29 protein-coding genes are annotated in these 26,159 nt (G+C 58.8%); 14 read left to right on the forward strand and 15 right to left on the reverse strand.

Annotation, left to right across the window (positions count from 1 at the left end; genetic code table 11):
* Positions 1-48 precede the first annotated feature (48 nt).
* Entirely contained in the window at positions 49-591 is a 543-nt protein-coding gene (locus I5L79_RS18545; RefSeq protein WP_196956570.1) for a DUF6252 family protein, read from the forward strand.
* A 102-nt stretch (positions 592-693) separates the two neighbouring features.
* On the opposite strand, the gene I5L79_RS18550 is transcribed toward I5L79_RS18545, so the two are convergent.
* A complete protein-coding gene (locus I5L79_RS18550) occupies positions 694-927 on the reverse strand; it encodes a hypothetical protein (RefSeq protein ID WP_196956571.1) in 234 nt (77 codons plus the stop codon).
* 139 nt (positions 928-1,066) lie between these two features.
* The gene (locus tag I5L79_RS18555; RefSeq protein WP_196956572.1) at positions 1,067-1,612 is read right to left on the reverse strand and encodes a hypothetical protein; all 546 of its coding nucleotides are present in this window, start codon (positions 1,610-1,612) and stop codon (positions 1,067-1,069) included.
* A gap of 72 nt (positions 1,613-1,684) precedes the next feature.
* Here I5L79_RS18555 and I5L79_RS18560 point away from each other — a divergent pair, with 72 nt between their 5' ends.
* Positions 1,685-2,284 (forward strand): Uma2 family endonuclease, encoded by a 600-nt coding sequence (locus I5L79_RS18560; RefSeq protein WP_196956573.1) that lies wholly within the window; start codon positions 1,685-1,687, stop codon positions 2,282-2,284.
* 5 nt (positions 2,285-2,289) lie between these two features.
* Here I5L79_RS18560 and I5L79_RS18565 read toward each other — a convergent pair whose 3' ends face one another.
* Together I5L79_RS18565 and I5L79_RS18570 are read right to left on the reverse strand one after the other, a co-directional pair.
* A complete protein-coding gene (locus I5L79_RS18565; RefSeq protein WP_196956574.1) occupies positions 2,290-2,925 on the reverse strand; it encodes a PH domain-containing protein in 636 nt (211 codons plus the stop codon).
* 187 nt (positions 2,926-3,112) lie between these two features.
* On the reverse strand, positions 3,113-3,562 hold the full coding sequence (locus I5L79_RS18570; RefSeq protein WP_196956575.1) for a hypothetical protein: 450 nt from the start codon (positions 3,560-3,562) through the stop codon (positions 3,113-3,115).
* A gap of 193 nt (positions 3,563-3,755) precedes the next feature.
* On the opposite strand from I5L79_RS18570, the gene abc-f reads away from it, so the two are divergent.
* On the forward strand, positions 3,756-5,666 hold the full coding sequence (abc-f, locus tag I5L79_RS18575) for a ribosomal protection-like ABC-F family protein (protein ID WP_196956576.1): 1,911 nt from the start codon (positions 3,756-3,758) through the stop codon (positions 5,664-5,666).
* Positions 5,667-5,800: 134 nt separating this feature from the next.
* Here the strand turns inward: abc-f and I5L79_RS18580 are convergent, their stop codons facing one another.
* Positions 5,801-6,328 carry a hypothetical protein gene (locus I5L79_RS18580; protein ID WP_196956577.1) on the reverse strand — a complete coding sequence of 176 codons (528 nt, stop codon included), beginning with the start codon at positions 6,326-6,328 and terminating at the stop codon, positions 5,801-5,803.
* Positions 6,329-6,464: 136 nt separating this feature from the next.
* Complete coding sequence (locus I5L79_RS18585) at positions 6,465-7,187, reverse strand: hypothetical protein (protein WP_196956578.1); 723 nt, start codon at positions 7,185-7,187, stop codon at positions 6,465-6,467.
* A gap of 498 nt (positions 7,188-7,685) precedes the next feature.
* Between I5L79_RS18585 and I5L79_RS18590 the strand changes: the two genes are divergently transcribed.
* The 5 genes from I5L79_RS18590 to I5L79_RS18610 all read left to right on the forward strand — a co-directional run bounded on the left by I5L79_RS18590 (position 7,686) and on the right by I5L79_RS18610 (position 14,315).
* Positions 7,686-9,041, forward strand: coding sequence for a type IX secretion system plug protein (locus I5L79_RS18590; RefSeq protein WP_196956579.1), 1,356 nt, complete (start codon positions 7,686-7,688; stop codon positions 9,039-9,041).
* A gap of 230 nt (positions 9,042-9,271) precedes the next feature.
* Complete coding sequence (locus I5L79_RS18595; RefSeq protein WP_196956580.1) at positions 9,272-10,576, forward strand: cation:proton antiporter; 1,305 nt, start codon at positions 9,272-9,274, stop codon at positions 10,574-10,576.
* A 184-nt stretch (positions 10,577-10,760) separates the two neighbouring features.
* Complete coding sequence (locus I5L79_RS18600; RefSeq protein WP_196956581.1) at positions 10,761-12,227, forward strand: M48 family metalloprotease; 1,467 nt, start codon at positions 10,761-10,763, stop codon at positions 12,225-12,227.
* A 94-nt stretch (positions 12,228-12,321) separates the two neighbouring features.
* On the forward strand, positions 12,322-13,752 hold the full coding sequence (locus I5L79_RS18605; RefSeq protein WP_196956582.1) for a M48 family metalloprotease: 1,431 nt from the start codon (positions 12,322-12,324) through the stop codon (positions 13,750-13,752).
* A gap of 260 nt (positions 13,753-14,012) precedes the next feature.
* Positions 14,013-14,315, forward strand: coding sequence for a GxxExxY protein (locus I5L79_RS18610; protein ID WP_317191396.1), 303 nt, complete (start codon positions 14,013-14,015; stop codon positions 14,313-14,315).
* 110 nt (positions 14,316-14,425) lie between these two features.
* Here the strand turns inward: I5L79_RS18610 and ychF are convergent, their stop codons facing one another.
* Positions 14,426-15,526, reverse strand: coding sequence for a redox-regulated ATPase YchF (gene ychF, locus I5L79_RS18615; protein WP_196956583.1), 1,101 nt, complete (start codon positions 15,524-15,526; stop codon positions 14,426-14,428).
* A 231-nt stretch (positions 15,527-15,757) separates the two neighbouring features.
* Positions 15,758-16,120, reverse strand: coding sequence for a DUF3276 family protein (locus I5L79_RS18620; protein WP_317191397.1), 363 nt, complete (start codon positions 16,118-16,120; stop codon positions 15,758-15,760).
* Positions 16,121-16,391: 271 nt separating this feature from the next.
* Here I5L79_RS18620 and I5L79_RS18625 point away from each other — a divergent pair, with 271 nt between their 5' ends.
* Both I5L79_RS18625 and I5L79_RS18630 read left to right on the forward strand, forming a co-directional pair.
* On the forward strand, positions 16,392-17,306 hold the full coding sequence (locus tag I5L79_RS18625) for a DUF58 domain-containing protein (protein ID WP_196956584.1): 915 nt from the start codon (positions 16,392-16,394) through the stop codon (positions 17,304-17,306).
* 29 nt (positions 17,307-17,335) lie between these two features.
* Entirely contained in the window at positions 17,336-17,545 is a 210-nt protein-coding gene (locus I5L79_RS18630; RefSeq protein ID WP_196956585.1) for a hypothetical protein, read from the forward strand.
* Positions 17,546-17,554: 9 nt separating this feature from the next.
* On the opposite strand, the gene I5L79_RS18635 is transcribed toward I5L79_RS18630, so the two are convergent.
* Entirely contained in the window at positions 17,555-18,172 is a 618-nt protein-coding gene (locus tag I5L79_RS18635; protein ID WP_196956586.1) for a DNA-3-methyladenine glycosylase family protein, read from the reverse strand.
* A gap of 17 nt (positions 18,173-18,189) precedes the next feature.
* Positions 18,190-18,843 carry a metallophosphoesterase gene (locus tag I5L79_RS18640; RefSeq protein ID WP_196956587.1) on the reverse strand — a complete coding sequence of 218 codons (654 nt, stop codon included), beginning with the start codon at positions 18,841-18,843 and terminating at the stop codon, positions 18,190-18,192.
* A gap of 92 nt (positions 18,844-18,935) precedes the next feature.
* Between I5L79_RS18640 and nhaA the strand changes: the two genes are divergently transcribed.
* The gene (gene nhaA / locus I5L79_RS18645) at positions 18,936-20,084 is read left to right on the forward strand and encodes a Na+/H+ antiporter NhaA (RefSeq protein WP_196956588.1); all 1,149 of its coding nucleotides are present in this window, start codon (positions 18,936-18,938) and stop codon (positions 20,082-20,084) included.
* Between the two features lie 94 nt (positions 20,085-20,178).
* On the opposite strand, the gene ltaE is transcribed toward nhaA, so the two are convergent.
* On the reverse strand, positions 20,179-21,210 hold the full coding sequence (gene ltaE, locus I5L79_RS18650) for a low-specificity L-threonine aldolase (RefSeq protein WP_196956589.1): 1,032 nt from the start codon (positions 21,208-21,210) through the stop codon (positions 20,179-20,181).
* Positions 21,211-21,293: 83 nt separating this feature from the next.
* Between ltaE and I5L79_RS18655 the strand changes: the two genes are divergently transcribed.
* Positions 21,294-21,629 carry a hypothetical protein gene (locus I5L79_RS18655; RefSeq protein WP_196956641.1) on the forward strand — a complete coding sequence of 112 codons (336 nt, stop codon included), beginning with the start codon at positions 21,294-21,296 and terminating at the stop codon, positions 21,627-21,629.
* Between the two features lie 98 nt (positions 21,630-21,727).
* On the opposite strand, the gene I5L79_RS18660 is transcribed toward I5L79_RS18655, so the two are convergent.
* Positions 21,728-22,231, reverse strand: a complete 504-nt coding sequence (locus I5L79_RS18660) for a metallophosphoesterase family protein (RefSeq protein ID WP_196956590.1) — start codon at positions 22,229-22,231, stop codon at positions 21,728-21,730.
* Between the two features lie 301 nt (positions 22,232-22,532).
* On the opposite strand from I5L79_RS18660, the gene I5L79_RS18665 reads away from it, so the two are divergent.
* Entirely contained in the window at positions 22,533-23,240 is a 708-nt protein-coding gene (locus tag I5L79_RS18665; protein ID WP_196956591.1) for an NUDIX hydrolase, read from the forward strand.
* 28 nt (positions 23,241-23,268) lie between these two features.
* Entirely contained in the window at positions 23,269-23,775 is a 507-nt protein-coding gene (locus I5L79_RS18670; RefSeq protein ID WP_196956592.1) for a hypothetical protein, read from the forward strand.
* Positions 23,776-23,856: 81 nt separating this feature from the next.
* Here the strand turns inward: I5L79_RS18670 and coaD are convergent, their stop codons facing one another.
* From coaD to I5L79_RS18685, 3 genes are all read right to left on the reverse strand, one after another.
* Positions 23,857-24,324 carry a pantetheine-phosphate adenylyltransferase gene (coaD, locus tag I5L79_RS18675; RefSeq protein WP_196956593.1) on the reverse strand — a complete coding sequence of 156 codons (468 nt, stop codon included), beginning with the start codon at positions 24,322-24,324 and terminating at the stop codon, positions 23,857-23,859.
* 221 nt (positions 24,325-24,545) lie between these two features.
* Positions 24,546-25,424: a DUF3822 family protein gene (locus tag I5L79_RS18680; protein WP_196956594.1), complete on the reverse strand. Its 879-nt coding sequence runs from the start codon at positions 25,422-25,424 to the stop codon at positions 24,546-24,548.
* Between the two features lie 190 nt (positions 25,425-25,614).
* Positions 25,615-26,133, reverse strand: a complete 519-nt coding sequence (locus tag I5L79_RS18685; RefSeq protein ID WP_196956595.1) for an NUDIX domain-containing protein — start codon at positions 26,131-26,133, stop codon at positions 25,615-25,617.
* Positions 26,134-26,159 lie beyond the last annotated feature (26 nt).

The following is a 26,159-nucleotide window of genomic DNA, read 5'->3' on the forward strand; positions in this document are numbered from 1 at the left end:
ACCCGGCAGTAGCGCTGGCGCGGAGCCGGCGGCTTTACCTGCTGTGCTATGAGACGTTGGCTGCCGGTGCTGAGCACCGTACTACTGTTGTTGACCGGGTGTAAGAAAGATAACGCCACGCCCGATCAGGGCCTGCCGCCGGCTACAACCTCCGGGGCCGAAACCCTGGGCTTTCAGCTGAATGGCGACGCCTGGGTGCCCGGGGGCCAGCGCTGCGGCATCTATGGCTGCACGGACAATAAAGTGGAAGCCTCGGCCTACCCCCAGGGAGGGCGGCTGCACTTGCTGGTAAGCGCGACGCGAACCGGCTTTCAGCTCGACCAGGCCTTCACGCTCACCCTGGACTCGTTGGTGGGCGTGGGCACCTACCCGCTGGATACCCCGCAAACCCAGCTTACCTTTGCCGATAACCGCCAGGGCACCACTTACCAGAGCAGCGCCCGGCTCGGCGGCAGCGTCACCATCACCAAAATCGACACCGTGGCCTGGATTGTATCGGGCACCTTTCGGGGCCGGCTGGCCAACGTAGATAAGCCGGCCAGCACGGTAGAAATTCAAACGGGACGGTTCGACGTGCTGTATAACCGCTGATTGGGCTGTAGCACCTTTCCCTCTACAATAAAACTAGCCGCCCGGCTTCCGCAGAATTTAGTTCTGCGGAAGCCGGGCGGCTGGTTGTTCTGCTATCAAAGGCTATTCCTTGTCGTCGGCGGGCTGCTCCCGGCTGGACTTGGCCGTGGAGGAGCTGGCGCTGCCCGAGCCACCTTCTTCGTTGGCTTCGGCGTCCAGGTTCAGCTCATAGCCTCCGCTGCCATAGGTTGGTTTACCGGCCGTCTGGCCTACCGTGCCGCCTTCCTGCCGGCCCTGGGCGGCGTTGGCGGAGCGGTCATCGTTTTCGTCGGGAGTAATGGAAGGGGCAGTTGCCATGGGTTCGGTTGTTTGGATGGATGGATACGGGCTGTATACGGCTGCGTGGCGCCGGGGTGCCGGAAATGTAGCCCTCTGCTGAGTATCGAGCTTATTGTCAACTCATCAGGTTGAGGGAATGACGGCGGGCCAAGTGCTTTCAGGGGACATATTGCTGCGAGAGGCTCACGGCCTGCCCGCGGTGGGTTTCGATGATGAAGGGCGACAATTCCAGGGCCTGCGGGTCTTTTTCCTGCAGCTGCGCGGGTGTGGCGGGGTACTGCTCCAGACCGGTTTCGGCGCTGCGCCACAGCGTAATGGTGGCTTCCGGGCTCAGGCGCAGGGTGCGCAGGCGCGGCTGCTCGTTCACGATGTAGTAGTCGTTGAAGACGGAATAGGTGGTGTCGCCGTTGGCCTTCACGTCCACGGCGGCGTCGCCCCGGCGGCGGGCGGCGGCTACGGCGGCCTCCCCGCTCAGAAACTGGATGTAGTCCACCGTCACGTAGTACTGGCCTTTCTGCTGGTAGATTCGCCGGATGTAGCCGTGGCTGCGGCCGGTTTCGCCCACGGTTTCGGTGGTCGATACCTCGGCCAGCAGGTTGGGCGGCAGGGTTTCCGGGGTTTGGTTGGAGGCCGTTTCTCGCTCGGTGGAGGTGCAGGCGCTGAAGGATAGCAGGAGGGTGGCAGGCAGGAAGAGCAGCTTCATGGCGGAGTGTACGCGGGCAGGGGAGAGGCGGTTTGCCGCTTATCTTTACCTCTGCAACGTACAACTTGCGCTATGGCTCCGATAACCGATATATCCCAACTCGACCTGACGCGCCGCTACACCTACGCCGACTACCTGACCTGGCAGTTGACGGAATGGGTGGAGCTCATCCGCGGAAAAGTACGCTTGATGAGCCCGGCCCCCAAGCGGCAGCACCAGGATATTACCCGCAATATGGAGCTGCCGATTATGCAGTTTCTGCGCGGGAAATCCTGTAAAATCTACCACGCGCCCTTCGATGTCCGCCTCGTGCGCAGCACGCCCAACGGCGACGCCAGCATCGAAACCGTGGTGCAGCCGGATATCTGCGTCATCTGCGACCCGCAGAAACTCGACGACCGTGGCTGCCTGGGCGCCCCCGACTGGATTATCGAAATCCTCTCGCCCGGCAACGTCTCCCGCGACACCAAGGAAAAATTCGACCTCTACGAGGAAGCCGGCGTGCGCGAATACTGGATGGTGACGCCCGAGCAGAAAAACGTGGTCATCTACCTGCTGGGCGAAGACGGCCGCTACCAGCTGCGCGGCGAGTTCTACACACCCGGCCCGATACCGGTAGCCACACTGCCGGAGCTGCAAATGGAGTGGGCGGAGGTGTTTGAGGGGGTATAGATTTCCTATTCTTTGGAATACCTTGTAGTATAGCCGGGATTAACTTCTGGTCTCAGGGCATTGGGATACGTGTAGTCTGTTTTAATATCCAGAATCACTTCCTTAACCCGCCGAAATACTTCGTATGGCAGGCTGATAGCATTCCAGTAATCATACAACTTGCTCACGTTGCCCTCATCCGATTCAGTTCGGCCGGAGAAGAATCGAATTGACCCTACGTTGTAAAGCCGTTCAATTGCATTGACGGTAACTTCCGTATCAGATATCTTGTCGAAATCAATGGACTTAAAATGCGTACCGAAGAATCCGGTTCGTATAATAATGCGGCGGTTAGAGTAGGCGTATACAGTGTTGCTGTAAGAAAGGAAGCGGCTAAGAAAAGCCCAGATTCCCTGGCCTAGCGGCAGCAGGCCGATAAGCCAGAAAAAGCCCCAGTTCCAAACCACGCTAGTCTTATCAGCGGTAAACGCCTCGCTAGCTAACAACCATGTCAGGCCGAACCCAATGCCGGGGAGCCCTGCTAGTAAACCTCCCAGAACAAATGGCACGAAGGCTGGTTTGCCAGTCCATAGAATTTGTTCTTTTTCGCCTCGGACGCTTTCGAACTCTGGTAGTAGATTTTGATCGAATGGAGAAGGCATGTGGTATAAGACAATAGAAGTGGTATAAGACAATAGAATTTGCTACGGCAAAGAAACAGATTTTCCCTCTTGCAAACTCGTGCCTTTGCGGCCTGATACCCCGCAAAGTAGGATGATTTCCATTACCGACCTCGACTTCCACTTCGGCTCGCGCACGCTCTACGACAAGGCCAGCCATTTGGTACAATCATCGCATCTTTCGGCCTTTCTGGTCGTACTCATGCAGTGTTTTTCGCTTACGGGTCAGGAAGTAACGTGCGGTGAAAACGTGCTTGTTTATCCCATGGAAGCTGTTGTTGACGATGCCCGCATTATAGCCGTACGATAAGCCGCCATTGTATAGTCCCAGCCCGATTTCGGGGCGGAGCTTCAGAGAGGCCTGCTTGAAATCGGTGTAGAGGATAGGGGCTAAGCTGGCCTGCAGAAAGAACAGCTGCACCCGTGCCTGCACTTTGGGCGCTACCAGGAGCCGGTCTACGTAGGAGAATTCGCTGCCGGCGGATAGAGTAGTGGAGTTCATCTCAAACCCACCCATCTCATATACAGAGCTGCGGAAGTAGCCAACTTCCCCAAACAGGTAGCGGGAATAGTTGAGGCCCAGCACTACGCCAGTTTCCCGGCGGTTAGCGGAAGACACTTCCGGTTTGTAGGCCGGGGTAGTCTGTCCATAAATACAAAACGAGCTGGCAGTAAGCGAAATAGTCGCTAATAATCGTTTAGACATAAAATTCTGGCGCTTACGACAAGCTTATCTATAGCTAAGTAGTGGTCTAAGATTGGGTACCCTGCCTAAACCCGTACCTTTGCGGCCTGATACCCCGCAAAGTAGGATGATTTCCATTACCGACCTCGACTTCCACTTCGGCTCGCGCACGCTCTACGACAAGGCCAGCCTCCACATCAAACCCAAGGATAAGATTGGCCTGATCGGGCTCAACGGCCGGGGCAAATCTACGCTCCTGCGCATCCTGGTGGGCGAGTACAAGCCCGACGGCGGCTCCATCTCCATGAGCAAGGACGTGAGCCTGGGCTTCCTCAACCAGGATTTGCTGAGCTACGACTCCCACGAGCCCATCCTGATTGTGGCCATGCAGGCCTTCGCCGAGGCCCTGGACGTGCAGAAGAAGATTGACGAGGTGCTGCTGGAGTTTGAAACCAACTACACCGACGACCTGGTAGAAAAGCTGGCCGCCCTGCAGGACCGCTTCGAGTCGCTGGGCGGCTACACCATGCAGGCCCGCACCGAGGAAATCCTGGAAGGCCTGGGCTTCACCACCGAGGAGTTGCAGAAGCCGCTGAAGCTGTTTTCGGGCGGCTGGCGTATGCGCGTGATGCTGGCTAAAATCCTGCTCCAGCAGCCTTCCCTGCTGCTCCTCGACGAACCCACCAACCACCTGGACTTGCCCAGTATCAAGTGGATTGAAAACTACCTGGCCGGCTACGAAGGTGCCGTTATCATCGTGAGCCACGACCGGGAGTTCCTGGACCGCACCACCAACACCACCGTGGAAGTAACCGGCGGCAAGCTGGTGCCCTACGCCGGCAACTACAGCTACTACCTCGAAGAAAAGGAGGAGCGCAACGCCATTCAGAAGGGCGCTTTCGAAAACCAGCAGGCTCAGATCAAGCAGGCCGAGCGGTTTATTGAGCGGTTCAAGGCCAAAGCCAGCAAAGCCAAGCAGGCCCAGAGCCGCGTGAAGGCCTTGGATAAGCTGGAGCGCATCGAAGACGTAGCCCAGGCCGATGCCAAGGTGAACATCAAGTTCAACTTCACCGTGACGCCCGGCCGCCACATCCTGCGCATGGAGCACGTGAGCAAGAAGTACGGCGAGAAGCTCATCTTCCGCGACACCCACGTGCACATCGAGCGGGGCGACAAAATTGCTCTGATCGGGGCCAACGGCAAGGGTAAATCTACGCTCATGCGCCTGGTAGCCGGCTCGGAGGCGCCCACCAACGGCAACCACCAGCTGGGCCACAACGTGATTATGTCGTTCTACGCCCAGCACCAGCTGGAAAGCCTGCGCATCGAAAATGAGATTCTGCAGGAAATGGTGGAAGCCGGCTCCAAGCGCTCCGAAATGGAGCTGCGCTCGGTGCTCGGCTCCTTCCTGTTCACCGGCGACGAGGTGTACAAGAAAATCAAGGTGCTGAGCGGGGGCGAAAAAAGCCGCGTGGCCCTGGCCAAAACCCTGATTTCGGAGGCCAACTTCCTGCTGCTCGACGAACCGACCAACCACCTGGACATGCAGTCGGTGAACATCCTGATTCAGGCCCTGGACCAGTACGAAGGTACCTACATCGTCATCAGCCACGACCGTTTCTTCGTGGAGAACGTGGCCAACAAGATCTGGTACATCGAGGATTACCAGCTGAAGGAGTACCCCGGCACCTACGCCGAGTGGGAGCAGTGGATGGACGACCGCGAAAAGGCTGCCAAGAAAGCCGGTCTGCCTTCGCCCTCGGCCTCGAAGCCGCTGCCCAAGGAAGAGAAGAAAGTAGAAGCCAGCCCTGCCAAAACGCCTTCGCCCGACCAGAAAAAGGCCCTGAAGGAGCTGGCCGAGGTAGAAAAGAAAATCGAGGAAAGCGAAAAGGAACTGGCCCGCTACGAAACCCAGCTCGCCGACCCGCAGATTTACCAGAACGCCGCCCAGCTCAAAGACGCCACCCTCAAATTCGAGCAGGTGAAAAAAGAGCTGGCCCAGCTCAACGACCGTTGGGAAATGCTGGCCGAAATGTAACCTTCCGTCTTACTCGTAACGAAAAGCCCCATCTGAAACTGCTGGTTTCGGCTGGGGCTTTTTGATAATGATAGTTGATTTATTGCTGCTACATTACCATACTAATAGCAAATAGATATTGCTGTGGCTATTAGCTACAGTTGGCCATATTTCGTGAGTACGACGTTGGTAATAGTTCGCTTTCTTTCGATGATAAACCAATTAATCATAGTCCAAGAAAACAGCGCGAAACCTAAGGCAATCATATTATGAAAGGATAAGTATGGAATAAAAACTAGGCCACTCGCCAATGCTGCCAGCATGACGTTGGATTTTTCTAATGGAGCTTTGAGTAATAAAATTGTAACAATAGAATAGGCGAATGAACCGGCAAATCCTCCTACAAGGGGCATTAAAAAATATTCTTGTTCAGCACTATACGCCCAAACCGCCCCATGGTAGATAAGTATAGAGCAAAAGCAATGTGTTATCAATAATATCGGATTTATGTTGGGGAACTTAGAGTATAGGTTTGTTGAAGCAAGGGGAAAAGTTAATCCAGGTAGGAACAGCATTAGGGTTGAAAAAACCTCCTTTGCTGTTTCGGAGTATTCAACAAGTGATGCGAGTATAAAATAGAATGTTGCCGTCAAAAAACTTAAAACGAAGCTGAATTTTCTCATTGGATTCGAGTTTGTACGCCGACATGCCTAATAGAAAACTTTAATTGTATTGCAGATCTGGGAACGGTATAGGAACGCATACTTGCGTCTCTATACCGGCTACACCCTTCGTGAGTCCGCTTTAGTATAGCATGCTTTATTTAAGATCAAAGCCCTGTAAATAGGCAATCTTCCATTTATTTTCTTCTTTAACAACTCTAAATCTATATGAAAAATTCTTCCAGCCTATATCTGAATTTGATTCAAGCTTTCCCCATTTCCAATCCACTTCTCCTTTATCAAGATTAATAATCTTTATTTCTACAAAGTCGTAGGGATTTGGCTCGTCGTAGGGAACATCCTGGCTTAACGTCCAAGGGTCAGTGTCGCTTGCAAAGTCAAATGTCGGCATGTCACCAACCAGCCACTTCTCCTTACCGCTTCTAAGTTCCTTATCTAATGTTAATATTATTTTATTGTAGTTCTCAATAAACTCTTTCGAAAAGAAAGTTGTCTGTCGTAGCTTAGTAAGGTTTTGCTTGTGTTTGACAAGATCAAAGCCCACGTAAACACTATCCTTCGTGTCGCTGATAACGGGTAATAAGTTGATGGATTTGTTTGCGTCTGCCCAATTAAGAACGTTTCGAATAAGATGTTTAATTTGTTTTTCTTCGTCTGTTAAAACTGGTGGTGTGCCTTCTTTTACAGAGAAGCTACTTTCATCTGTTGCAGCTGACAATGTATCAGCCTTGGCTGAAGTGGTTATGTCGTTAGTTGTATTTGATAATTTTTCTTCTTTTATTAAAGAGGTTTTATGGTTTGCTTGACCGCAACCAAAAACAACAAGAGTAGTTAAAGCTGTTAGTTTGAGGTGTTTCATTTCTGATTTGTTTGTTTTTTTACATTCACAGTTAATATTGGTATGCCGAAGTGGTGGAGCGTCGTCAATACAACCTTTGGTGTTCTGTTGTTGAGGGTTTGAGTAGTCGAAGACTTACTTTGTTGCTGGAAGATATAACAGCCAGAGGGCACGGACGACGAGACGCAAGTAGGCGTCTCTACACACCGGCTACACCTTCCGTAAATCCGCTATTAGTATAGTTGCATTGCGCCTCATGCTATAAATTTCAGTTTGCGGATACTGTTGTGACCTAGAAAGCCCTGGATCATGCGAATGTCTGTACCGGCTTTCAGCAGGGACATAGCGTTGTAGCAACTTCGGTTACTCAACTCTTAGGTATTTTAGGGAGGAGTGTCTTTTTATTCGAAATATCAACAAAATTGTAGGAATCAGCTTCCTTTCCCTCGGATTTTCCTACAACCACCAAACAGCGCTGCTTCGCCCGCAAACCGCGTTCCGCCCGTACCTTCGCAGTCTATGCGTTACTTCGCTCGTCTGCTCCCGGGGTTGCTGCTTGCCAGCGCCGCCTGCGTGCCCCTGGGCACTCCCATCACCGACCCCAACGCCACAGGCCCGGCCCGCAGCATGCCCGTGGCCGCCGCGCCCGCGCTGCGCTACGAGGATGCCACCTACTCGCCCAACGTGCGCTCGGTGCAGTGCTACGTGGCCACGGGGCAAGCTACGGAGGTGTTTTCGGCGCCGGTAGTGTCGCTCAGTCAGGAGTTGCCGGTCACGCTGGAGTTTGACGTGCTGGGCGCCCAGGGCCAGCGCCTCACGGCCCGGCTGGTGCACTGCGACGTGGACTGGAAGCCTTCCATCCTCACGGATCTGCAGTTTCTCAGCCAGATCAACGAGCAAACCCTCACCGACTACCGCACCAGCGTGGGCACCAAGGTGGCCTACTACCACTACCGCGCCCAGCTTCCCCGCGTCAAGATTTCGGGCAACTACCTCTGGGTGGTGCAGAACGGGGCCGGCGTCCCGCTCATTTCGCGCCGGGTGCTGGTGTACGAGAATCGGGTGGAGGCCTTCCTGCAGCCGGGGCCGCTGGCGGCGGGCCAGCAGCGCTACACCCACCAGCAGCTCAACTTCGGCATCCGCTACGGGGGCTACCCTATCATCAATCCCGCTCAGGAAGTGAAGGTGGTGCTACGCCAGAACTTCCGCTGGGACAATGCCCGCTACAACCTGCGCCCCACCTTCGTGCGCGACGCCGAGCGCCAGCTCGACTACCAGTACTTTAACTTCGAAAATGCCTTTCCGGGCCTGAGTGAGTACCGCTTTCTGGATTTGCGCTCCTTCCGGGCCAGCGGGGCCGGCGTAGCCCGTATCAACCCCGATGCCGACCCCCGCGAGGCCGACCTACTGCCCGAGGCCAACCGCAACGGACTGGCCTACTCCCAGTACCCCGACGTGGACGGGCAGCGCGTGTTTGAAAGCCGCGAGTACGGCAGCGGCGACACCAATGGCGACTACCTCGGCGTGACCTTCCATCTGCGCGCCCCGCAGCCCGCGGCGGGCCCGGTGTACGTGTTGGGCGCTTTGTCGGACTGGCAGCTGCGCGACGAGTACAAGCTCACCTACAACGCCGAGGCGCAGGAATACCAGGGCCGGCTATTCCTCAAGCAGGGCTACTACAACTACAGCTACGCCGTGGGCGGGGCGCCAGTAGCCAATGAGGTGTACTTTGAGGGCAGCCACCAGGAAACCGAAAACCAGTACGACCTGCTGGTGTACTACCGTCCGCCCGGCACCCGCACCGACCTGCTCATTGGCTACCGCGCCGTGGCCGTGGCCAACGCCCAGCTCATCCAGCTCAACCAGGGGCGGTAAGTCAGTTGAACGATGTAGAGACGCGACACTTCGCGTCTCCTCGTTGAACGAAACCCACACGATTTTCTGTCGGCGAGGCTTGCAAGGTGCGGGGATGCTTCGTTGCCCAACGGCGCGGAGGCCAAGACGCGAATTGTCGCGTCTCTACATCGTCCAACGGCCCCATTCCAGCCACTACGGCCGAGGTTGCGTAAGCAGAGGCTCCCGTTGTCTCTGCTTATCCCCGCTGCATGTCGTTGTATAACCTTGGGCTGGTGGTGCTGGGCGTGGCTATTCTGGCCGTGGCCTGGCTGCCTTCGCTGCTGAAAAAATATCCGCTGTCGTACCCCGTCCTGTTCGTGGGGCTGGGGGCCTTGGTGTACGCGCTGCCGCTGGACTTGCCCTCGCCCGACCCGATAACCCACTCTGCCTTTGCCACTCACCTCACCGAGCTGTGCGTGATTGTGGCCCTCACCGGCACCGGCCTGAAAATCGACCGGAAGTTTTCCCGGGTGCGCTGGCGGGCACCGCTCAAGCTGGTGCTGATCTTGATGGTGGTGTCCATTGCCGGCTTCTGGGTGGTGGCCTGGCGGCTGGCCGGCCTGGGCGTGGCCTCGGCGCTGCTGCTAGCCGCCACCCTGGCACCCACCGACCCCGTGCTGGCCGGCGACGTGCAGGTGGGCAAGCCCGGCGAAGGCCGCGAAGACAACGTGCGCTTTGCCCTCACCGGCGAGGCCGGCCTCAACGACGGCCTGGCTTTCCCGTTTGTACACCTGGCGCTGGCGTTGCTGCCCGCCGCCGTGCCCGTGCTGGACCGCCTCACCGACTGGGCCCTAATGGACGTGCTCTACCGCGTGGGGGCCGGCATTGCGGGCGGCTGGCTGGCCGGCAAGGTGCTGTCGTTTCTGATTTTTGACTTGCCCCACCGCATCCGCATCAACCCCGAGGCCTACGGATTCGTGGCGCTTGCCGTCACGCTCACGGCCTACGGCGTCACGGAGCTGTTGCACGGCTACGGGTTTCTGGCCGTGTTTATTGCGGCCGTCACGCTGCGCACTCACGAGCGTAGCCACGAGTACCACACCGAGATGCACGAATTCACGGACCAGCTGGAGCGCCTGCTTATTGTGGTGATTCTGATTTTATTCGGGGGGGCGCTGGTGCGGGGGCTGCTGGAGCCGCTCACGTGGCGCGGGGTAGGGCTGGGGCTGTTTCTGCTGTTTCTGCTGCGGCCCATGGGCGGCATGCTCACGCTCTGGCGCAGCCGTCTGAGCTGGCCCGAGCAGCTGGTTATTTCGTTTTTCGGCATTCGCGGCATCGGCTCCTTTTTCTACCTGGCCTACGCCATCAACCAGCAGGCTTTCCCCGATTCCCGCGAGCTGTGGGCCATTACGGGCTTCACGGTGCTGGCCTCCATCATTCTGCACGGGGTGCTGGCCACGCCCGTCATGAACTGGCTGGACCGCTACCACGGCCGGCCTACCACGCAGGAGCTGGATGAGCAGGCACAGGCCGGGGAAGAGCCGCCCAGGCAGTCATCTGCCGCCCCGCGCTAACGGCCTGCCAACCCGGGAAAACCACCCACTGAGGCGCCCGATGTAACCTCGGCGGCGGCCCTACGTTGCTGGCAGTACCTGTGGCGGCCGGCCTCCCTTTCTGGCCGCAGTGGGTTTGCGTTTCTTTTCTCTCCCACCTGGCTTGCGGTGCCTCGGCGCGGCTGGCTCTTGTTCTCTCTCCCGTATGAAACCGCGTATTCTCTTTTTAAGCGGCAGCGTGGCTGCCTCCTTGCTGTTTAATTCCTGCGCTACTAACCCCGTCACCGGGAAAAAAGAAGTGATGCTGGTGTCGGAAGGGCAGGAGCTGGCCATGGGCCAGCAGTCGGACCCGGCCGTGACGGCGCAGTTTGGGCTTTATCCCGACGATAAGCTGCAGAAGTTTATCAATGAAAAGGGCAAGCAGATGGGCGCCATTTCGCACCGCCCGGAGCTGACCTACAACTTCCGCGTAGTCGATTCGCCCATTATCAACGCCTTTGCCGTGCCCGGCGGCTACGTGTACTTCACGCGGGGCATCATGGCTCACTTCAACAACGAAGCGCAGTTTGCGGGCGTACTGGGCCACGAAATCGGTCACGTCACGGCCCGGCACTCGGCCAAGCAGCAAACCAACGCCATTATCGGACAGGTGGGGCTGATGGGCGCCATGATTGCCTCGCCCAAGCTGGCGCAGTTCGGCGACCAGGCCATGCAGGGCATGCAGCTGCTGTTCCTGAAATTCGGGCGCGATGATGAAAGCCAGTCCGACGAGCTGGGCGTGCAGTACTCCAGCAAAATCGGCTACGATGCCTCTCAGATGGCCGACTTCTTCCAGACGCTGGAACGTGAGCAGGCGAAAAGCGGCGCCGACCCCATTCCCGACTTCCTCTCGACCCACCCCAACCCCGCCGACCGCTACAACCGTGTACATCAGTTGGCCGACCAGTGGAAAGCCAGCAACGGCAACCCCACCAACCTGCAAGTCAACCGCGACCAGTACCTGCGCATGATTGACGGCATCGTGTACGGCGACGACCCCAAGCAGGGCTTCGTGGAAAACAACGTGTTCTACCATCCCGAGCTGAAGTTTCGCTTTCCGGTGCCTGCGGGCTGGAAGCACCAGAACACACCTCAGCAGTTCCAAATGGCTGATCCTGGCGGCAAGGGCATGCAAATGCTGATGATGGCGCCCGGCAACACGCTCGAAGAAGCGGCTCAGGTCTTGGCCAAGCAACTCAGCCTGCAGCCTACCGACTCCAAGAAAACCACCATCAACAACTTCCCGGCCCTGGCCTTCGTGGCCGACCAGGTGCAGCAGGATCAGCAAACCGGTCAACAGGTGGCCGGCGTGCGTACCCTCACGTATCTGATTCAGGACGGCAAAACCATTTTTGCGCTGATTGGCGTGGCCGCGCCGGCGGATTTCGACGGGTTTGCCCCGCAGTTTACCAGCGTGGCCCAGGGCTTCCAGCGCCTTACCGACTCGGAAAAGCTGAACCGCCAGCCCGAGCGGGTGCGCATCAAAAAGCTGACGCTGCGCAGCAACCTCGAAACGGCCCTGCGCCGCTACAACGTGCCCGAAAAGCGGCTGGAGGAAATGGCCATTCTCAACGGGATGCAGCTGAATGAGCAGGTGAATGCCGGCTCCCTCATCAAAGTGGTGGAAAAGTAACCGCGCCCGGTTTGGCACGATGCCTGCGTAACGGTGCCAAGCTGGCGCCTGTATGCGGGCTGCCCGGCTTCGTTCCACTGTTTACTCGCTCCTCATGACAACTTCCCTTTCCCGTACTCTCCGCACCGGCGCACTGCTGGGGTTGTTACTGCCCTTGGGCAGCATGGTAGGCCCCGCCACGCCGGCCAACGCCGTAGCACCCGTGCAGGGTGCCCAGCCCGACCCCCAGGTAGTAGCTCAGTTTGGGTTACTTGATAATGCTGCCCTCCAGCAGTTCATGGACCAGAAAGGCAGCGCTATGGGCCGCATATCCGACCGTCCCAACGACGTAAAAGGCTTTACGGTGCTGGATTCGCCCATTATTAATGCCTTCGCCACGCCCGATGGGCACGTGTACTTCACCCGCGGTATTCTGGCTTACTTTAATGATGAAGCCCAGTTTTCGGGCGTGCTGGGGCACGAAATCGGCCATATCACGGCCCGCCACGGCCAGAAGCAGCAGACCCGCTCCACCATTGCCAACGGCGCCCTCATTCTGGGCTCCTTGCTATCCAAGCGAGTTGCCTCCCTGGCGCAGCCGGCCTCGCAGGTGGTGGGCCTAGGTTTGCTGAAGTACGGCCGTGATGACGAAAGTGAGTCGGACCAGCTGGGTGTGAAGTACTCCACCAAAATCGGGTACGACGCCTCGCGCATGGCCGATTTCTTCCAGACGCTGCAGCGTACCGAGCAGGCCAGTGGCGCGGCCAGCGTGCCCACCTTCCTGTCGTCGCACCCCAACTCGGCCAACCGCTACACCACGGTGAAGAAGCTGGCCGCGCAGGCTAAACAGGGCGCCGGCAACCGGGCGCTGGCCACCAATCACAACGGCTACCTGCAGCGCCTCGACGGCCTAGTGTATGGCGACGACCCGCGCCAGGGCTACGTGCAGAGTGGCTACTTCTACCATCCTGACCTTAAAATTCAGTTTCCGGTGCCCACCGGCTGGAAATCTCAGAACACGCCCCAGCAGTTTCAGATGGCCGAGCCCAGCGGCAAAGCCGTGCAGATTCTGACGGCTGCCCCCGGTAGCTCGCTGGATGAGGCCGCGCAAGCCCTGGCCAAGCAGCTGAACCTGCAGTCGCCGCAGGCCTCGCGCACCACGCTCAATGGATTCCCGGCCCTGGCCATCCAAGGCAATCAGGTAGGGGAGCAGGGCGTAACGGCGGCCACGCTGAGTTACATCATTCAAGACGGCCAGACGATGTATGCTCTCATTGGTATGTGCGGCCCCCAAACGCTGGGCACCTACGGCCCCACCTTCCAGCGAGTAGCCCAGGGCTTCAAGCGCCTCACCGACGCGGCTAAAATAAACAAAGCCCCGGAGCGTATTCGCCTGCGCACCGCCAAAGCCGGCCAGACGCTGGCTTCGGCCCTGGCTGCTAATGGCATTCCTTCGAAGCGCTATGAGGAAATGGCCATTCTGAACGGCATGCAAACCTCCACCAAGCTCACCGCTGGCCAGCTGTATAAGGTGGTGGGTAAGTAAATCACGGATTCGCGCGGATTTTTCGGATTTCGTAGTCGGCTCTTGGTGCCGTTTGTGCAAAAAAGACCAGCCTGTGGGCTGGTCTTTTTTATGCATTGCGTTCGGTGATTTTATTAGCTTTAATCTGTGCTCAAATTTTCCATTAACCTGCTCTGAACTTAGTTCCTATGCTACTGGATAATCGTTATAAGGAGTTAACGCATAATATCATTGGCTGTGCTATGGCAGTACATAGAATGCTGGGAAGTGGATTTTAGGAGGTGATATATCAACGAAGCTTGGCGGTGGAAATGGAGCAAGCTAAGCTACTCTTTGCGCGTGAGGTGGAAATGCCGATTTACTACAAGGGCATTGACGTAGGCTCGCGCCGGATAGATTTTCTGGTCCAAAACACGGTGCTGGTCGAGCTGAAAGCCCTGCATGAATTAAACCAAAACCACTTTGCTCAAACCATCAATTACTTGGAAGCCTTTCAACTGGAAGTAGGCCTACTCATCAATTTCGGAGAGCCAAGCCTACGTTACAAGCGTTTCCTGAAAAATCAACCCCGTCCCCTCTCTTAGCAACAGCTCCGTACCTAACACAAAAAAGACCAGCCCGCAGGCTGGTCTTTTTGCACAAACGGCACCAAGAGCCGACTACGAAATCCGAAAAATCCGCGCGAATCCGTGGTTCAGACGTTAAACCGAAAGTGCATGATGTCACCGTCCTGCACCACGTATTCTTTCCCTTCCACGGCCATTTTGCCGGCTTCTTTGATTTTTACCTCGGTTTTGTATTCCTGGTAATCGGCCAGCTTGATAACCTCGGCGCGGATAAAGCCTTTCTCGAAGTCGGAGTGGATAACGCCAGCGGCGGCAGGGGCTTTGTCGCCGCGGTGAATGGTCCAGGCGCGTACTTCCTGCACGCCGGCCGTGAAGTAGGTAATCAAATTCAGCAGCTCGTAGGAAGCGCGAATCAGCTTGTTCAGGCCCGACTCCGTAAGGCCGTACTCGGCCAGGAACATTTCCTTTTCCTCGGGGTCTTCCATGTCGGCAATCTGCTCCTCAATGGCCGCCGATACCAGTACCACCTGGGCGTTTTCGGCCTTCACGTGCTCCCGCAGGGCCGCCACGTGCTTGTTGCCATCGGTGGCAATGCTGGCCTCGTCCACGTTGGCCACGTAAATCACAGGCTTGATGGTGAGCAGCTGCAGATCGGCCACGGCTTCCAGTTCGGCTTCATCGGCCTGCACGGCGCGGGCGTTCTGCCCGCCTTCCAGGGCCGCCTTGAAGCGCTGCAGCACGGCCACTTCCTTCTTAGCCGCGGCGTCGCCAGCCTTGGCGGAGCGCTCCGACTTCACCAGTTTCTTGTCAATGCTTTCCAGATCTTTCAGCTGCAGCTCCGTGTCGATGACGTCCTTATCGAACACCGGGTCGACGCCGCCGGCCACGTGCACGATGTTGGGGTCCTCGAAGCAGCGCACCACGTGAATGATGGCGTCTACCTCGCGGATGTTAGCCAGGAACTTGTTGCCCAGGCCTTCGCCCTTGGAAGCGCCTTTTACCAGGCCGGCAATGTCCACAAACTCGATGATGGTGGGCAGCACGCGCTTGGGGTTCACCAGCTTTTCCAGGATCTGCAGCCGCTCATCGGGCACGGTAATCACGCCTACGTTGGGCTCAATGGTGCAGAATGGATAGTTGGCCGACTCGGCCTTGGCGTTGGAAAGAGCGTTGAACAGCGTGGATTTGCCCACGTTCGGCAAGCCGACGATACCGCAGCGGAGACCCATATGACGGTGAAATAGTGAGTTAGAAAGATGGTGAGTTGCACCGAAAGCGCAATTCGTGCCGCAAAGGTAGGGCGTTTTGGGCGGGTTTGCTGCCTGTGGTTTTGGCAAGCTGCACAGTCATCAGCCAGACGATTAACGCAACGGCGCGCCACTGCCTTCGGGAAAGCAGGGCGCGCCGGGGTAGTCGGGGCAAAAAAGAGTAGAGTTTGTTTCGCTAGGCGCGGGGTAAGGTTAGTAGGTGCCGTCGGCGCGGTTGGGGTTGTAGCCGGCGTCGCCGGGGCGGCTGTCGTAGCTGTCGTAGGCGGGGCGGGGGCGGTCCAGCTCGGCCACTTCCTCTTCCGTGAGCAGCTCTTCGCGCACGTAGTCCACGGCGTCCTGCAGGGCATCCACGAATTTGGCAAAGTCCTCTTTGTACAGAAAGATTTTGTGTTTTTCGTAGGAGAAAGTGTCGTCGTCGCGGAGGCGGCGCTTGCTCTCGGTAATGGTGAGGTAGAAATCCTGACCCCGCGTGGCTTTCACATCAAAAAAGTAGGTGCGTTTACCAGCTTTGATGCGTTGGGAGTAGATTTCTTCCTGATCTTGACGGTCTTCCACGGTAGTGCGAGTAGATTGAGATTATGCAAAACTGCTTAAAATGCTGACCAAAATAGGCACTTATCTATAGATATAAAAATTAAGCGGGCGCGCAGGGTAGGGTTCTTTCGTAAAACAGGCCATTCCGGAAATTGTACGGTAGAAAGACCCGGAATCCTGCTTGCAGCTTTTTGCCGATATTGAAGGTCTTTATCGGCTATTGTGCAGACTGACGCGGCCCGCAGCTTTGCTGGCCGACTCTCTTCGCATCGGCTTTCCGCAGCTTCTTCCCATGGCAAAACCCCTGGACCTGGCGGCCATCCGCTCGTTCGAAAACCTGGAATTCCTGGCCCGCCAGCTGGTCGAAGGCTTTATTACGGGCCTACACCAGTCGCCTTACCACGGGTTTTCGGTGGAGTTTTCGGAGCACCGGCTCTACAATCCCGGCGAAAGTACCCGCCACCTCGACTGGAAGGTGCTGGCCCGCACCGATAAGCTGTTCGTGAAGCGCTACGAGGAAGAAACCAACCTGCGCTGCCATCTGCTGCTGGACGTGAGCCCCAGCATGTACTACCCCGCGCCCGACTTCGACAAACTGCGCTTTAGCATCCTGTGCGCGGCGGCTTTGTGTACGCTCCTGCAACGGCAACGCGACGCGGTGGGCCTCGTCACCTTCGCCGACCAAGTGGAGCTGCAAACCCCGGTGCGCTCTACCAGCACCCACCGCCACACCCTGCTGCTCACGCTCCAGCAATTGCTCCAGCGCCCCGTGGTGCGCCGCCCAACCGATGTAGCCGCCGTCATTCATCAGATTGCCCAGCAGATTCCCAAACGCTCGTTGGTGATTCTGTTCAGCGACATGCTGGGCCGGGCCCCCGAGGAGCAGACCGAGGCACTGGCAGCCTTGCAGCACCTGCGCCATCAGCAGCACGAGGTACTGCTGTTTCATGTGATGGACCGCGCCACGGAGGCGGATTTTACTTTTCAGGAGCGCCCGTACTTGTTTGAGGACATGGAAACCGGTCAGACCATTAAGCTCCAGCCCAACCAGGTGCGCGAGCAATACCGCGCTGCCATGCAGCGCTACGAGCATGAACTGGCGCTACGTTGTGGGCAGTACAAAATTGATTTCGTGCCGGTAGACATCCGGGAGCCATTTGATAAGGTGCTCTACGCCTATCTGGTGAAGCGCAACAAGGGACGATAACCCCCGGATGCGCTGGTTTTTACTTGTTTATGGAGCTTTCTGACGTTCTGTTTCTGCTGGTGGCGGTGTGCCCGCTGTCGGCCCTCATCACGGTATACATTGCGCACATGTACGGGCGGCGGTTCTGGCCGTGGCTGCTGTTCGGCTTCTTTGTGCCCATGCTGTCGGCCTTTGTGGCCATTGGGCTGGCCATGCGCGATGCCCGGCGCCGGGAGGCCATTGAACGGCAGGAGAAATAACCGGCGAAGCTATTTGGCCGGCGTGTTGTCCAACGACTGCCAGAGGTATTTGCTGGCCAGGGTTCGGTGGGGGCGCCAGGCTTCGGCTATTTCCGTCATGCGCCGGAGCAGGGCCCGGCCGGTTTCCTCCAGGCCGTAGTGGCGGCGCATAGCGTTCTGAATGCCCAGGTCGCCTTCCGGAAACACGTCGGGCTGATCCAGCGCAAACATCTGCAGCATCTGGGCAGTCCACCGGCCTACGCCTTTGATTTGGGTGAGGTGAAGAGTAAACTCATCGGCGGAAAGCTGGCTGAGGTGGGCGTGGTCAAGCTGGTCGCGGCGGGCAAAGTCGGCAATGGCGCGCAGGTAGCTGGCTTTCTGCCTCGAAATGCCGGCGGCGCGTAAGCCCTCATCCGACAAGGCCAGTACGGCCGCCGGCTCGGGGTAGCCGTCGGGTGGAAACAGGGCCTGCACTTTGCGCCAGATAGCGGCCGCCGCTTTGGTAGAAATCTGCTGAGACACAATGGCCCGCAGCAGCGCCAGGTACAAATCCTCGTGGGCACTGGGCTGGATGGGGCGCCCCCGGCGAATCAGTTCAGCCAGTACCGGGTCGGCCTGGGAAAGGTGAGTGAGGGCATCAGCAGACATAGAGTGAAGGCTAAAAGTCAGGAGATATCCCGGCGGCGTGTGGGCACCGTAAGGGTTTCCAGCAACTGGCCGGCGGGGCTGAGACGCACCGCCGTCAGGCCCCGACCAAGGTAGGCACCCGTATCAATATACAAGGCATCGGTGGCGGCATCAAACAGCGTTTTACCATCGGGAGTAGGCGTGTGGCCGATGATCTGGCGCTTGCCTATCTGCAGTAGCGGGCCGCGCCGCCACAGTATGCCATTGGGGTTGTCTTCGTGCAATGGTTCGGGGGTGTCGGCTAGGCCGGCGTGGCTGATGAACAGGGCGTCGTTTTCCCACAATAGCGGCCGGGAGGCCAGCCAAGGCAGGTGCTCGGCTAACAAATCCGTCCGGCTGCGGTACTGCTGCAGGGTGCTGCGGCCACCCCAGCGCAGCCAGCCCGGGTGCGGTCCGGCGGGGCCCAGGTGCTGCAGCATCAGGGCCTCGTGGTTGCCTTTCAGAAACACCGTTTGCGCGGGGTAGCGCCGGCTGAGGTCCACGGCCAGGTCCACGGTTTCGGGCACGTAGCGTCCCCGGTCTACCAGGTCGCCGGTTTGCACCAGCAACTCGGTGGCGGGCTGCCAGTGCCGCAAAAGCTCTTTAAAGGTATAGTAACAGCCATGCGCATCACCGACCACAAACAGATTCATAGCGGCAAGTACGCAAATGCCGCATTGTGGGTAGACGGAGAAGTGTAGAGCCGGCGGGCTGTGGTCCGACCGCGGCGGGTATCTTTGCCCCAATGCCGTTACGAAAAATCATTGCGCCCATCCGCGAGCTGTCGGACAGCGGCAAGCTGTCAGGGCTGCTCCTGCTGCTGGCTACGCTGGTTTCCCTGGCACTCAGCAACTCGGCCTGGGGGCCGCGCTACTTACATTTATGGCACACCGAAGTAGGAGCGGGGGGGCTCGTCAAGAGCCTGGCCCACTGGGTAGATGACGGGCTGATGGTGGTGTTTTTTTTCCTGGTTGGCCTGGAAATCAAGCGGGAAGTACTCTACGGGGAACTGACCGACGTGCGGCACGCGCTGCTGCCAGTGCTGGCCGCCGCCGGGGGCGTGGCAGTGCCGGCCGGTATCTACTTGCTGTGCACGGCGGGCACGCCGGCCGCCCACGGCTGGGCCATTCCCACCGCCACCGACATTGCCTTTTCCCTGGGCATTCTGTCGTTGCTGGGCAGCCGGATTCCGCCCGGCCTACGCATCTTCCTCACCGCCCTGGCCATCATTGATGACCTGCTGGCCGTGCTCATCATTGCTGTTTTCTACACGGCCGGACTGCACCTGGGCTACCTGCTGGCAGCGACGGGCCTGCTGGCCTTGCTGGTGGCCCTCAACCGCCTGCGCGTAAGCTGGCTACCCGTGTATCTGCTGTTGGGACTGGGTTTGTGGTTTGCGGTGTTGCAGTCGGGCATTCACGCTACCATTGCGGGCGTGCTGCTGGCACTTACCATCCCCACGGCCTCCATCGAAAAGCTGGAGCACGCGCTGCAAAAGCCCGTCAGCTACCTGATTCTGCCGGTTTTTGCGCTGGCCAACACGGCCATTGTGCTGTCGGGTGAGGCGGTAACCGGGCTGCTTTCGCCGCTGGGGCTGGGCGTGGGGCTGGGGCTGCTGTTGGGCAAGCCACTGGGCATTAGTGCGGCCACGTGGCTGGCCGTGAAAACCGGCGTGTCCGGGCTGCCCGCCCGCGTAACCTGGCGGATGCTGCTGGGTTTGGGCTTCACGGCGGGCATTGGCTTCACCATGGCCATTTTCATTGCCAACCTGTCGTTCACCGAGCCCGCCCGCATCGACGTAGCTAAGCTGGCCGTTATTGCCGGCTCGGTGCTGGCCGCGCTGGTGGGCGTGGCCATCCTGAAGACGGCCCCGGAAGCAGAGGACGAAGCGTAATATCTTAAAAAGATCAGCCCGTGGAAGAGAAACGCACTGTACGGTTTCTCTTCCACGGGCTGATCTTTTCTGGTCTGGAATAGGGGCTCCGAGGTTAAGCCGCCAGTTCATTCAGCGCCCGCACCACGGACGCTATCATGGCGTCATCCACATCCAGGTGCGTCACGAAGCGGATCATCTGGGGGCCGAAGGACGAGGCAATAATGCCGCGCTCCTGCAGCTGCGCCAGAAACTGGTCGGCAGGGTGGGCGTCGTGCAGGCGGAAGATGACGAGGTTGGTTTCCACGGGCAGCACCTCGGCCACGTAAGGTTGGGCCGTCAGCGCTTCGGCCAGCTGGCGGGCGCGGCGGTGGTCATCGGCAAGGCGCGCCACGTTGTTTTCCAGGGCGTATAGGCCCGCAGCGGCCAGATAGCCGGCCTGGCGCATGCCGCCGCCCATCACCTTACGAATGCGCTTGCACTTCTGCACAAACGCCCGGCTGCCCAGCAGCACCGAGCCCACCGGCGCCCCCAGGCCTTTGCTCAGACACACCGAAATGGAGTCGAAATAGCGCCCGTACTCCTCCGCTTGCTGTCCGGTAGCTACCAGGGCGTTGAAGATGCGGGCCCCGTCGAGGTGCAGCGGAATCTGGTGGCGCCGGGCCACCTCGGCAATGGCGGCAATTTCTTCGAGGGTGTAGCAGCTGCCGCCGCCCCGGTTATGGGTGTTTTCGAGGGAAATAAGGCTGGTGGTAGGGTAGTGCACGTTCACGGGCCGGATGGCGGCCTCCACCTGCGCGGCCGTGACGCGGCCCCGTTTTCCGGGCAACAAGGCCACTGAAGCACCCGAGTGAAAGGCAATACCGCCCACTTCCCACAGATAAATGTGCGAGGTCTGCTCGCAGATAACTTCCGACAGCGGCTCGGTGTGGGCCTTGATGGCAATCTGGTTGGTCATGGTGCCGGATGGGCAGAACAGGCCGGCTTCCAACCCGAAACGGGCTGCGGCGGCGTCTTCCAGGGCCCGTACAGTTGGGTCTTCCTCATACACGTCGTCGCCCACCGGGGCCCGGAACATGGCTTCCAGCATGGCCGGCGTGGGGCGGGTAACGGTGTCGGAGCGTAAATCGATGCGGGCTGCGGTCATGGAGTTCTAAATCAGGTTTCAGGATTCAAAAATAAGACTTACTTTTGCCCCTCCTTTACTAAATTGACAAAACCGACCCGGATATGAGCGTCACCCGACTGAAGCGGAAGCACCGCAAGAACATTGCGCGCGCCAATAACAAGCAGCGCATCATCAAGCAACTGCTCCTGACCCCCGTTCTGAAGAACGTGGACATCGAAGAGCTGAAAGCCAGCTTCAACGGCGGTGCTGCCCCCGCCCAATCCCAGACCAAAGCGGAGAAAGCGGCCGCCCGCTCCCAGAAGCAGGCTGATGCCAACGCCGAAGCCAGCGTAGCGCAGGACAATGCCGCCGCATTCGACGATGCTGAGGCCGTGACCAAGCCCGTAAACGAAGACGGTCAGGAAGGCGAGCATCCCAAGCCGGAAATTGCCCTCTAGCTTGCCCGCCACCCGCGTCGGTTGGCTCCTATAAATTGTTGAAAAGCGCCTTACTCCGCGGAGCAAGGCGCTTTTTTTCGTGGTGTTGGGCAGGGCCGTTACTCGCCCGTGCGTGGCCCCAGTTCCACTACCTGTAGCTGCTGCACTTTACCGCCTGCCACCTGAAACTTGAGTAAGGTGCGCACCTTATGAAAGCCGTGGCGGCCGGCGGCTCCGGGGTTCAGGTGCAGCAGCCCCAGCCGTGGGTCGGGCATCACCTTCAGAATGTGGGAGTGCCCGCTGATGAACAAGCCGGGCCGCACCTGCTGCACCAGCGGGCGGGCGGCGGGGCTGTAGTGGCCGGGGTAGCCGCCAATGTGCGTCATCAGCACGCGCAGGCCGGCCACCTCAAAATCCTGCACCAGCGGCTGGGTCAGGCGCACGTCGCGGCCATCAATGTTGCCATACACGCCCCGCAGCGGGGCCAGCTCCTGTAGTTGCTCCACCACGGCTGCGGTGCCAAAGTCGCCGGCGTGCCAGATTTCGTCGCAGCCCCCCAGGTGGTGCAGAATCCGGTCGTCGAGGTAGCTGTGGGTGTCGGAGAGCAGACCAATCTGTTGCATAGTGCAAGGTAAGGGTCAGTTCATGATTGTCAGTTGTCGGTTATTCGTTGTTCGTTTTCAGGTAATGACGGAGGAAGGGGATGCTGTGTAGACGCCATGCAGGGTGCTGGCATGCAACCGCCCGCTAGCTGAACACTAGCAAAGAACAACTAACCGGCGGCAACTGACAACGGAACCGCCGGCTTCACGTATCTTGCCCGGCTTGCCGGGTATTTCCGTTTGCCGATATTTATGCACTGATTTGCAAAGGAGCCCGGCGCACCCAACTGAATTTCCTGCTTTCCTCTCTATTACCCCCGCGATGAACGTTTTCATCAACGACATTCCGCTGATTGTCAAGAAGACCAGCGACAAGGTGTACAAGCACCGCTACGACCTGATCCTGAACGCCGAGGACGAGTTTATCTCCAAGGACCTGGTGGGCGACGTGCTGGTGCGTGATGTCACGCCCGCGTTCATCGACCGGCTGCTACGGCTGATGGAAGTGAAAAAGCTCAAGAAGCTTACCTCCCTTACGCTGCTGGCCCGCAAGAAAAAGGCCCTTATCCTGCACCTCAAAGACCAGTTTCGTATTGCCAAGGCAGCCGGTGGACTGGTGGTGAAGGATGGACTGATTCTGATGATTTACCGCCTCGGCAAGTGGGACCTTCCCAAAGGCAAGCTCAAAAAAGACGAAGACCCCGCTGAAGGCGCCCTGCGCGAAGTGGAGGAAGAAACCAACGTGCAACTGGCCCTCGGCGACAAGCTGCCCAGCACGTGGCACTCCTACGCCTACAACGGCAACAAGATCCTCAAGAAAACCAACTGGTACATCATGCAGTGCCTCGACGACTCGCTGATGAAGCCCCAGGCCGAGGAGTACATTGAGGAAGTGCGCTGGATGACGCCCCAGGAGGCCCTGGCCGTGCTGCCGGATACCTACGCCTCCATTGCCCTGGTGGTGCGCCACTACCTAAGCGAAGTAGCCGGTACCTCCACCGAACCCGCCGCAACCGAACCCGTTAAATAGCGGACGTCCCTCTTTTTCTCCCTGCTTTATGTCCGCTTCTTCTTTCTTTTCGCGCCGGCTGCTGGTGCCGGCTTTTGCCGGGCTGCTGGGCTTGGCCAGCTGCATGAACTCCCAGACGGCCTCCGAGGCCGAGCGCCCCGCCGCTGAGCGCGGCACCGCCGTGGCGCCCGGCAAGCTCGACGTAGGCAGCCTGCTCAAACGCAACATCGACCAGCTGCGCCGCCAGCTGGGCCAGCCCCAGGAAGCCAGCGACGAGCTGGTGGGCGCCGACCCCAACGCCGAGCAGCTGAAAAGCACCAAAGGGGAAGGCTGGATCAACACCTTTCAGACCGAAGGCAACACGCTGGTGGTGACTTTCAATGCCCGCAACCGCCGCGTGAGCGACATAGTGCTGGTGGGCGAGAACGAAGACGACCTGATGCTGCGTGGCGGTCTGATGATGACCAGCCCCGACTACATCGTGCTGCCCCTGCCCGATGGTGGCGGGGAGTCCGGCAAGGTGAAGGGCGTGCGCATCATTCCGCGCCGGAAGTAACCTGCCGAAACCCCTTAAAGCAACAGGGCGGCCCCGCACACGGGGCCGCCCTGTTGGCGTTGCTAGGAGCCTTTACGGAGGTTAGCTGTTAGGGGGAGCTGGCAGCTTGAAGGGTACGAAGTCATCCACGTTGCCGCCAAAGCGGTGAATTTCGCGGATAATGGTGCTGCTAATAGCTGCCAGTGGGGGCGACGTAATCAGAAACACGGTTTCCAGCGCGGGGTTGACGTGGCGGTTGGCCTGGGCAATGGTGTTTTCGTACTCGAAGTCGGTGGTGTTGCGCAGGCCGCGCAGCAGGTAGCGGGCACCTACCTCACGGGCAAAATCGGCGGTGAGGCCCTTGTAGGTCTGTACCGTTACGCGGGGCTCATCGGCAAATACCTGTTCAATCATTGTAGCCATCTGCTCCACGGGCAGGTAGCGGGTTTTGCTGCTGTTGTTGCCGATGGCAATAATAATCTGGTCAAACAGCCCAACCCCGCGCCGCACTACATCAAGATGCCCATTCGTAAACGGGTCGAAAGAACCGGGAAACAGCGCAACGTTCATGGTTGTATGGTTGAATGGCTGGATAGTTGAACGGTTGTCATCGCGAGCAAAGCGAAGCAATCCGTCTTGAGCAACGCATTAAGTTCCTGGGACGTGACAAGCCCTTACAAGCACAAGAAGTAAAGGCTTTCTGATAAAAGAGAGTGTCTGGCATTGCTCAGGACGGATTGCTTCGGCTACGCCTCGCAATGACACGTTCCCGCTATGCTACCCATGCCTCTCTAGCACAAATGCAGGCTGAACAGGTCGAAGTAGCGGTATTCGAATACATCATTCAGACGGTAGCTGTAGCCCAGGTCGTAGGGGCGGTTGCCGAAGCGGATGTTGCGGATATACTTGCGCAGGATGGTGAACAGGGCCGAGTCGTGCAGTAGGTCGCCCCAGACAAGCACCGGGTCCTGATCGGGGTTGAGCTGCATTTCCTGCATCACCAGGATGATGTAGTAAATCAGGTCCTCGGGTGTGGTGAAGGCAAACACGTTGCAGAACTCCGGCTGCTTGTCGCGCACCACAAGGAGCGTGACTTCCTGCTGACTGATGCTCACGTAGAGGCGGCGGGGGGCGCCCCGGTCGCTCTGGTGCACGAGGCCCTCCAGCAGGGCGCTGGTGTGGTGCAGCAGCTTGCCGGTGGGGTAGAGGCGCCCAAACCACTCGGCCACGTCCCGCCCGGCCGCAAACACGCTCACGATGTCGCGGCCTGCGTGCCGGTAGGAGCGCACCACTTCCCGGGCCGCGTCGGCGCGGTGGTGCTGACGCAGGTAGGCTTCTTCGTCGCCCTCGCGGAACAGCGGGGCTGGCAGCAGGGTGAAGTGGCGGTTGTGCACCGAAAGGCGCACCTGATTCCAGCCCGGCTGGCCTACCAGATCATGCTGCGCGGTGAGGGCCTGGAGCTGCTCGGCCAGCGGAGTAGCCGGCTGGGGGGCGTAGTCTTCCAGCAGCAGAAACTTGTTGCGGCGCACATCGGCCACGCCCACCCGCAGCCCGGCCGCGCCCGCCGAGAGGTACAGGTTGTAGGCGGCCAGCTGGTCCGGGTCCAGCGTCTCATCACGCAGGCTGGGCAGCGCGGCTAAGGCAGCGGCAGTAGAAGCAGAGTCGGACACGGTCAAAAGCAAAGGAAAAAGAACAGGGGCACCCAAAGGTACAAACCCATTGGCGTTCTGTAGTCCAGGGCCGGGTAGCGTGACATAGTAATGTCACACCTGTGACATCAGCACGATTTGCTCGGGACATTAATATGTCTTGATCCGGGCATAGTAATGTCCCGGGCAAATCATTACTATGTCCGGCAAGCTACCGACGGGTTTTATCGAACACCACCTGGGGGATGAACACGTCGTCGGGGCTGAGGATGTGGCGCAGGAGGGGGTGAAGCTGCTGGGGGTCGAAGGCGCCCAGCTGGCGCGGGGTGAAGTACGCCAGCTTGGTGAGCAGCTGCGCGTCGCGGGCATGCTCGGGGTCGAGGCCCAGCTTGGCTTCAGCGGAATCGTCGGCCAGGTTCACCTCAAAAAACAGCTCCAGGGCCTGCAGCTCCCCACGCCGAAACTCGTGCACGTGCAAAAAGCGCCCCACCGTCACGGCTAGGCCCGTTTCCTCCCGAAACTCCCGCTGCAGGCACTCCTGCACCGACTCACCGAACTGCCACCCCCCGCCGGGCGGCGACCAGAACGGAATACCATCGGGCAGCAAGCCCCGGTGAGCGGCCAGCAACACGGCATTCTGGCGCAGCAGCAGGCCGCCTACCCGCACACGCACCTGGCCGGCGTAGGGTCTGAGCAGCGAAGCGGCAAGGTCGGGCGAAAGATCAGGCATGGGTGGTGGAATACGGGGAAAAGAAA

Origin of the sequence: Hymenobacter guriensis, assembly GCF_015773195.1 — a bacterium.
Classification (GTDB): domain Bacteria; phylum Bacteroidota; class Bacteroidia; order Cytophagales; family Hymenobacteraceae; genus Hymenobacter; species Hymenobacter guriensis.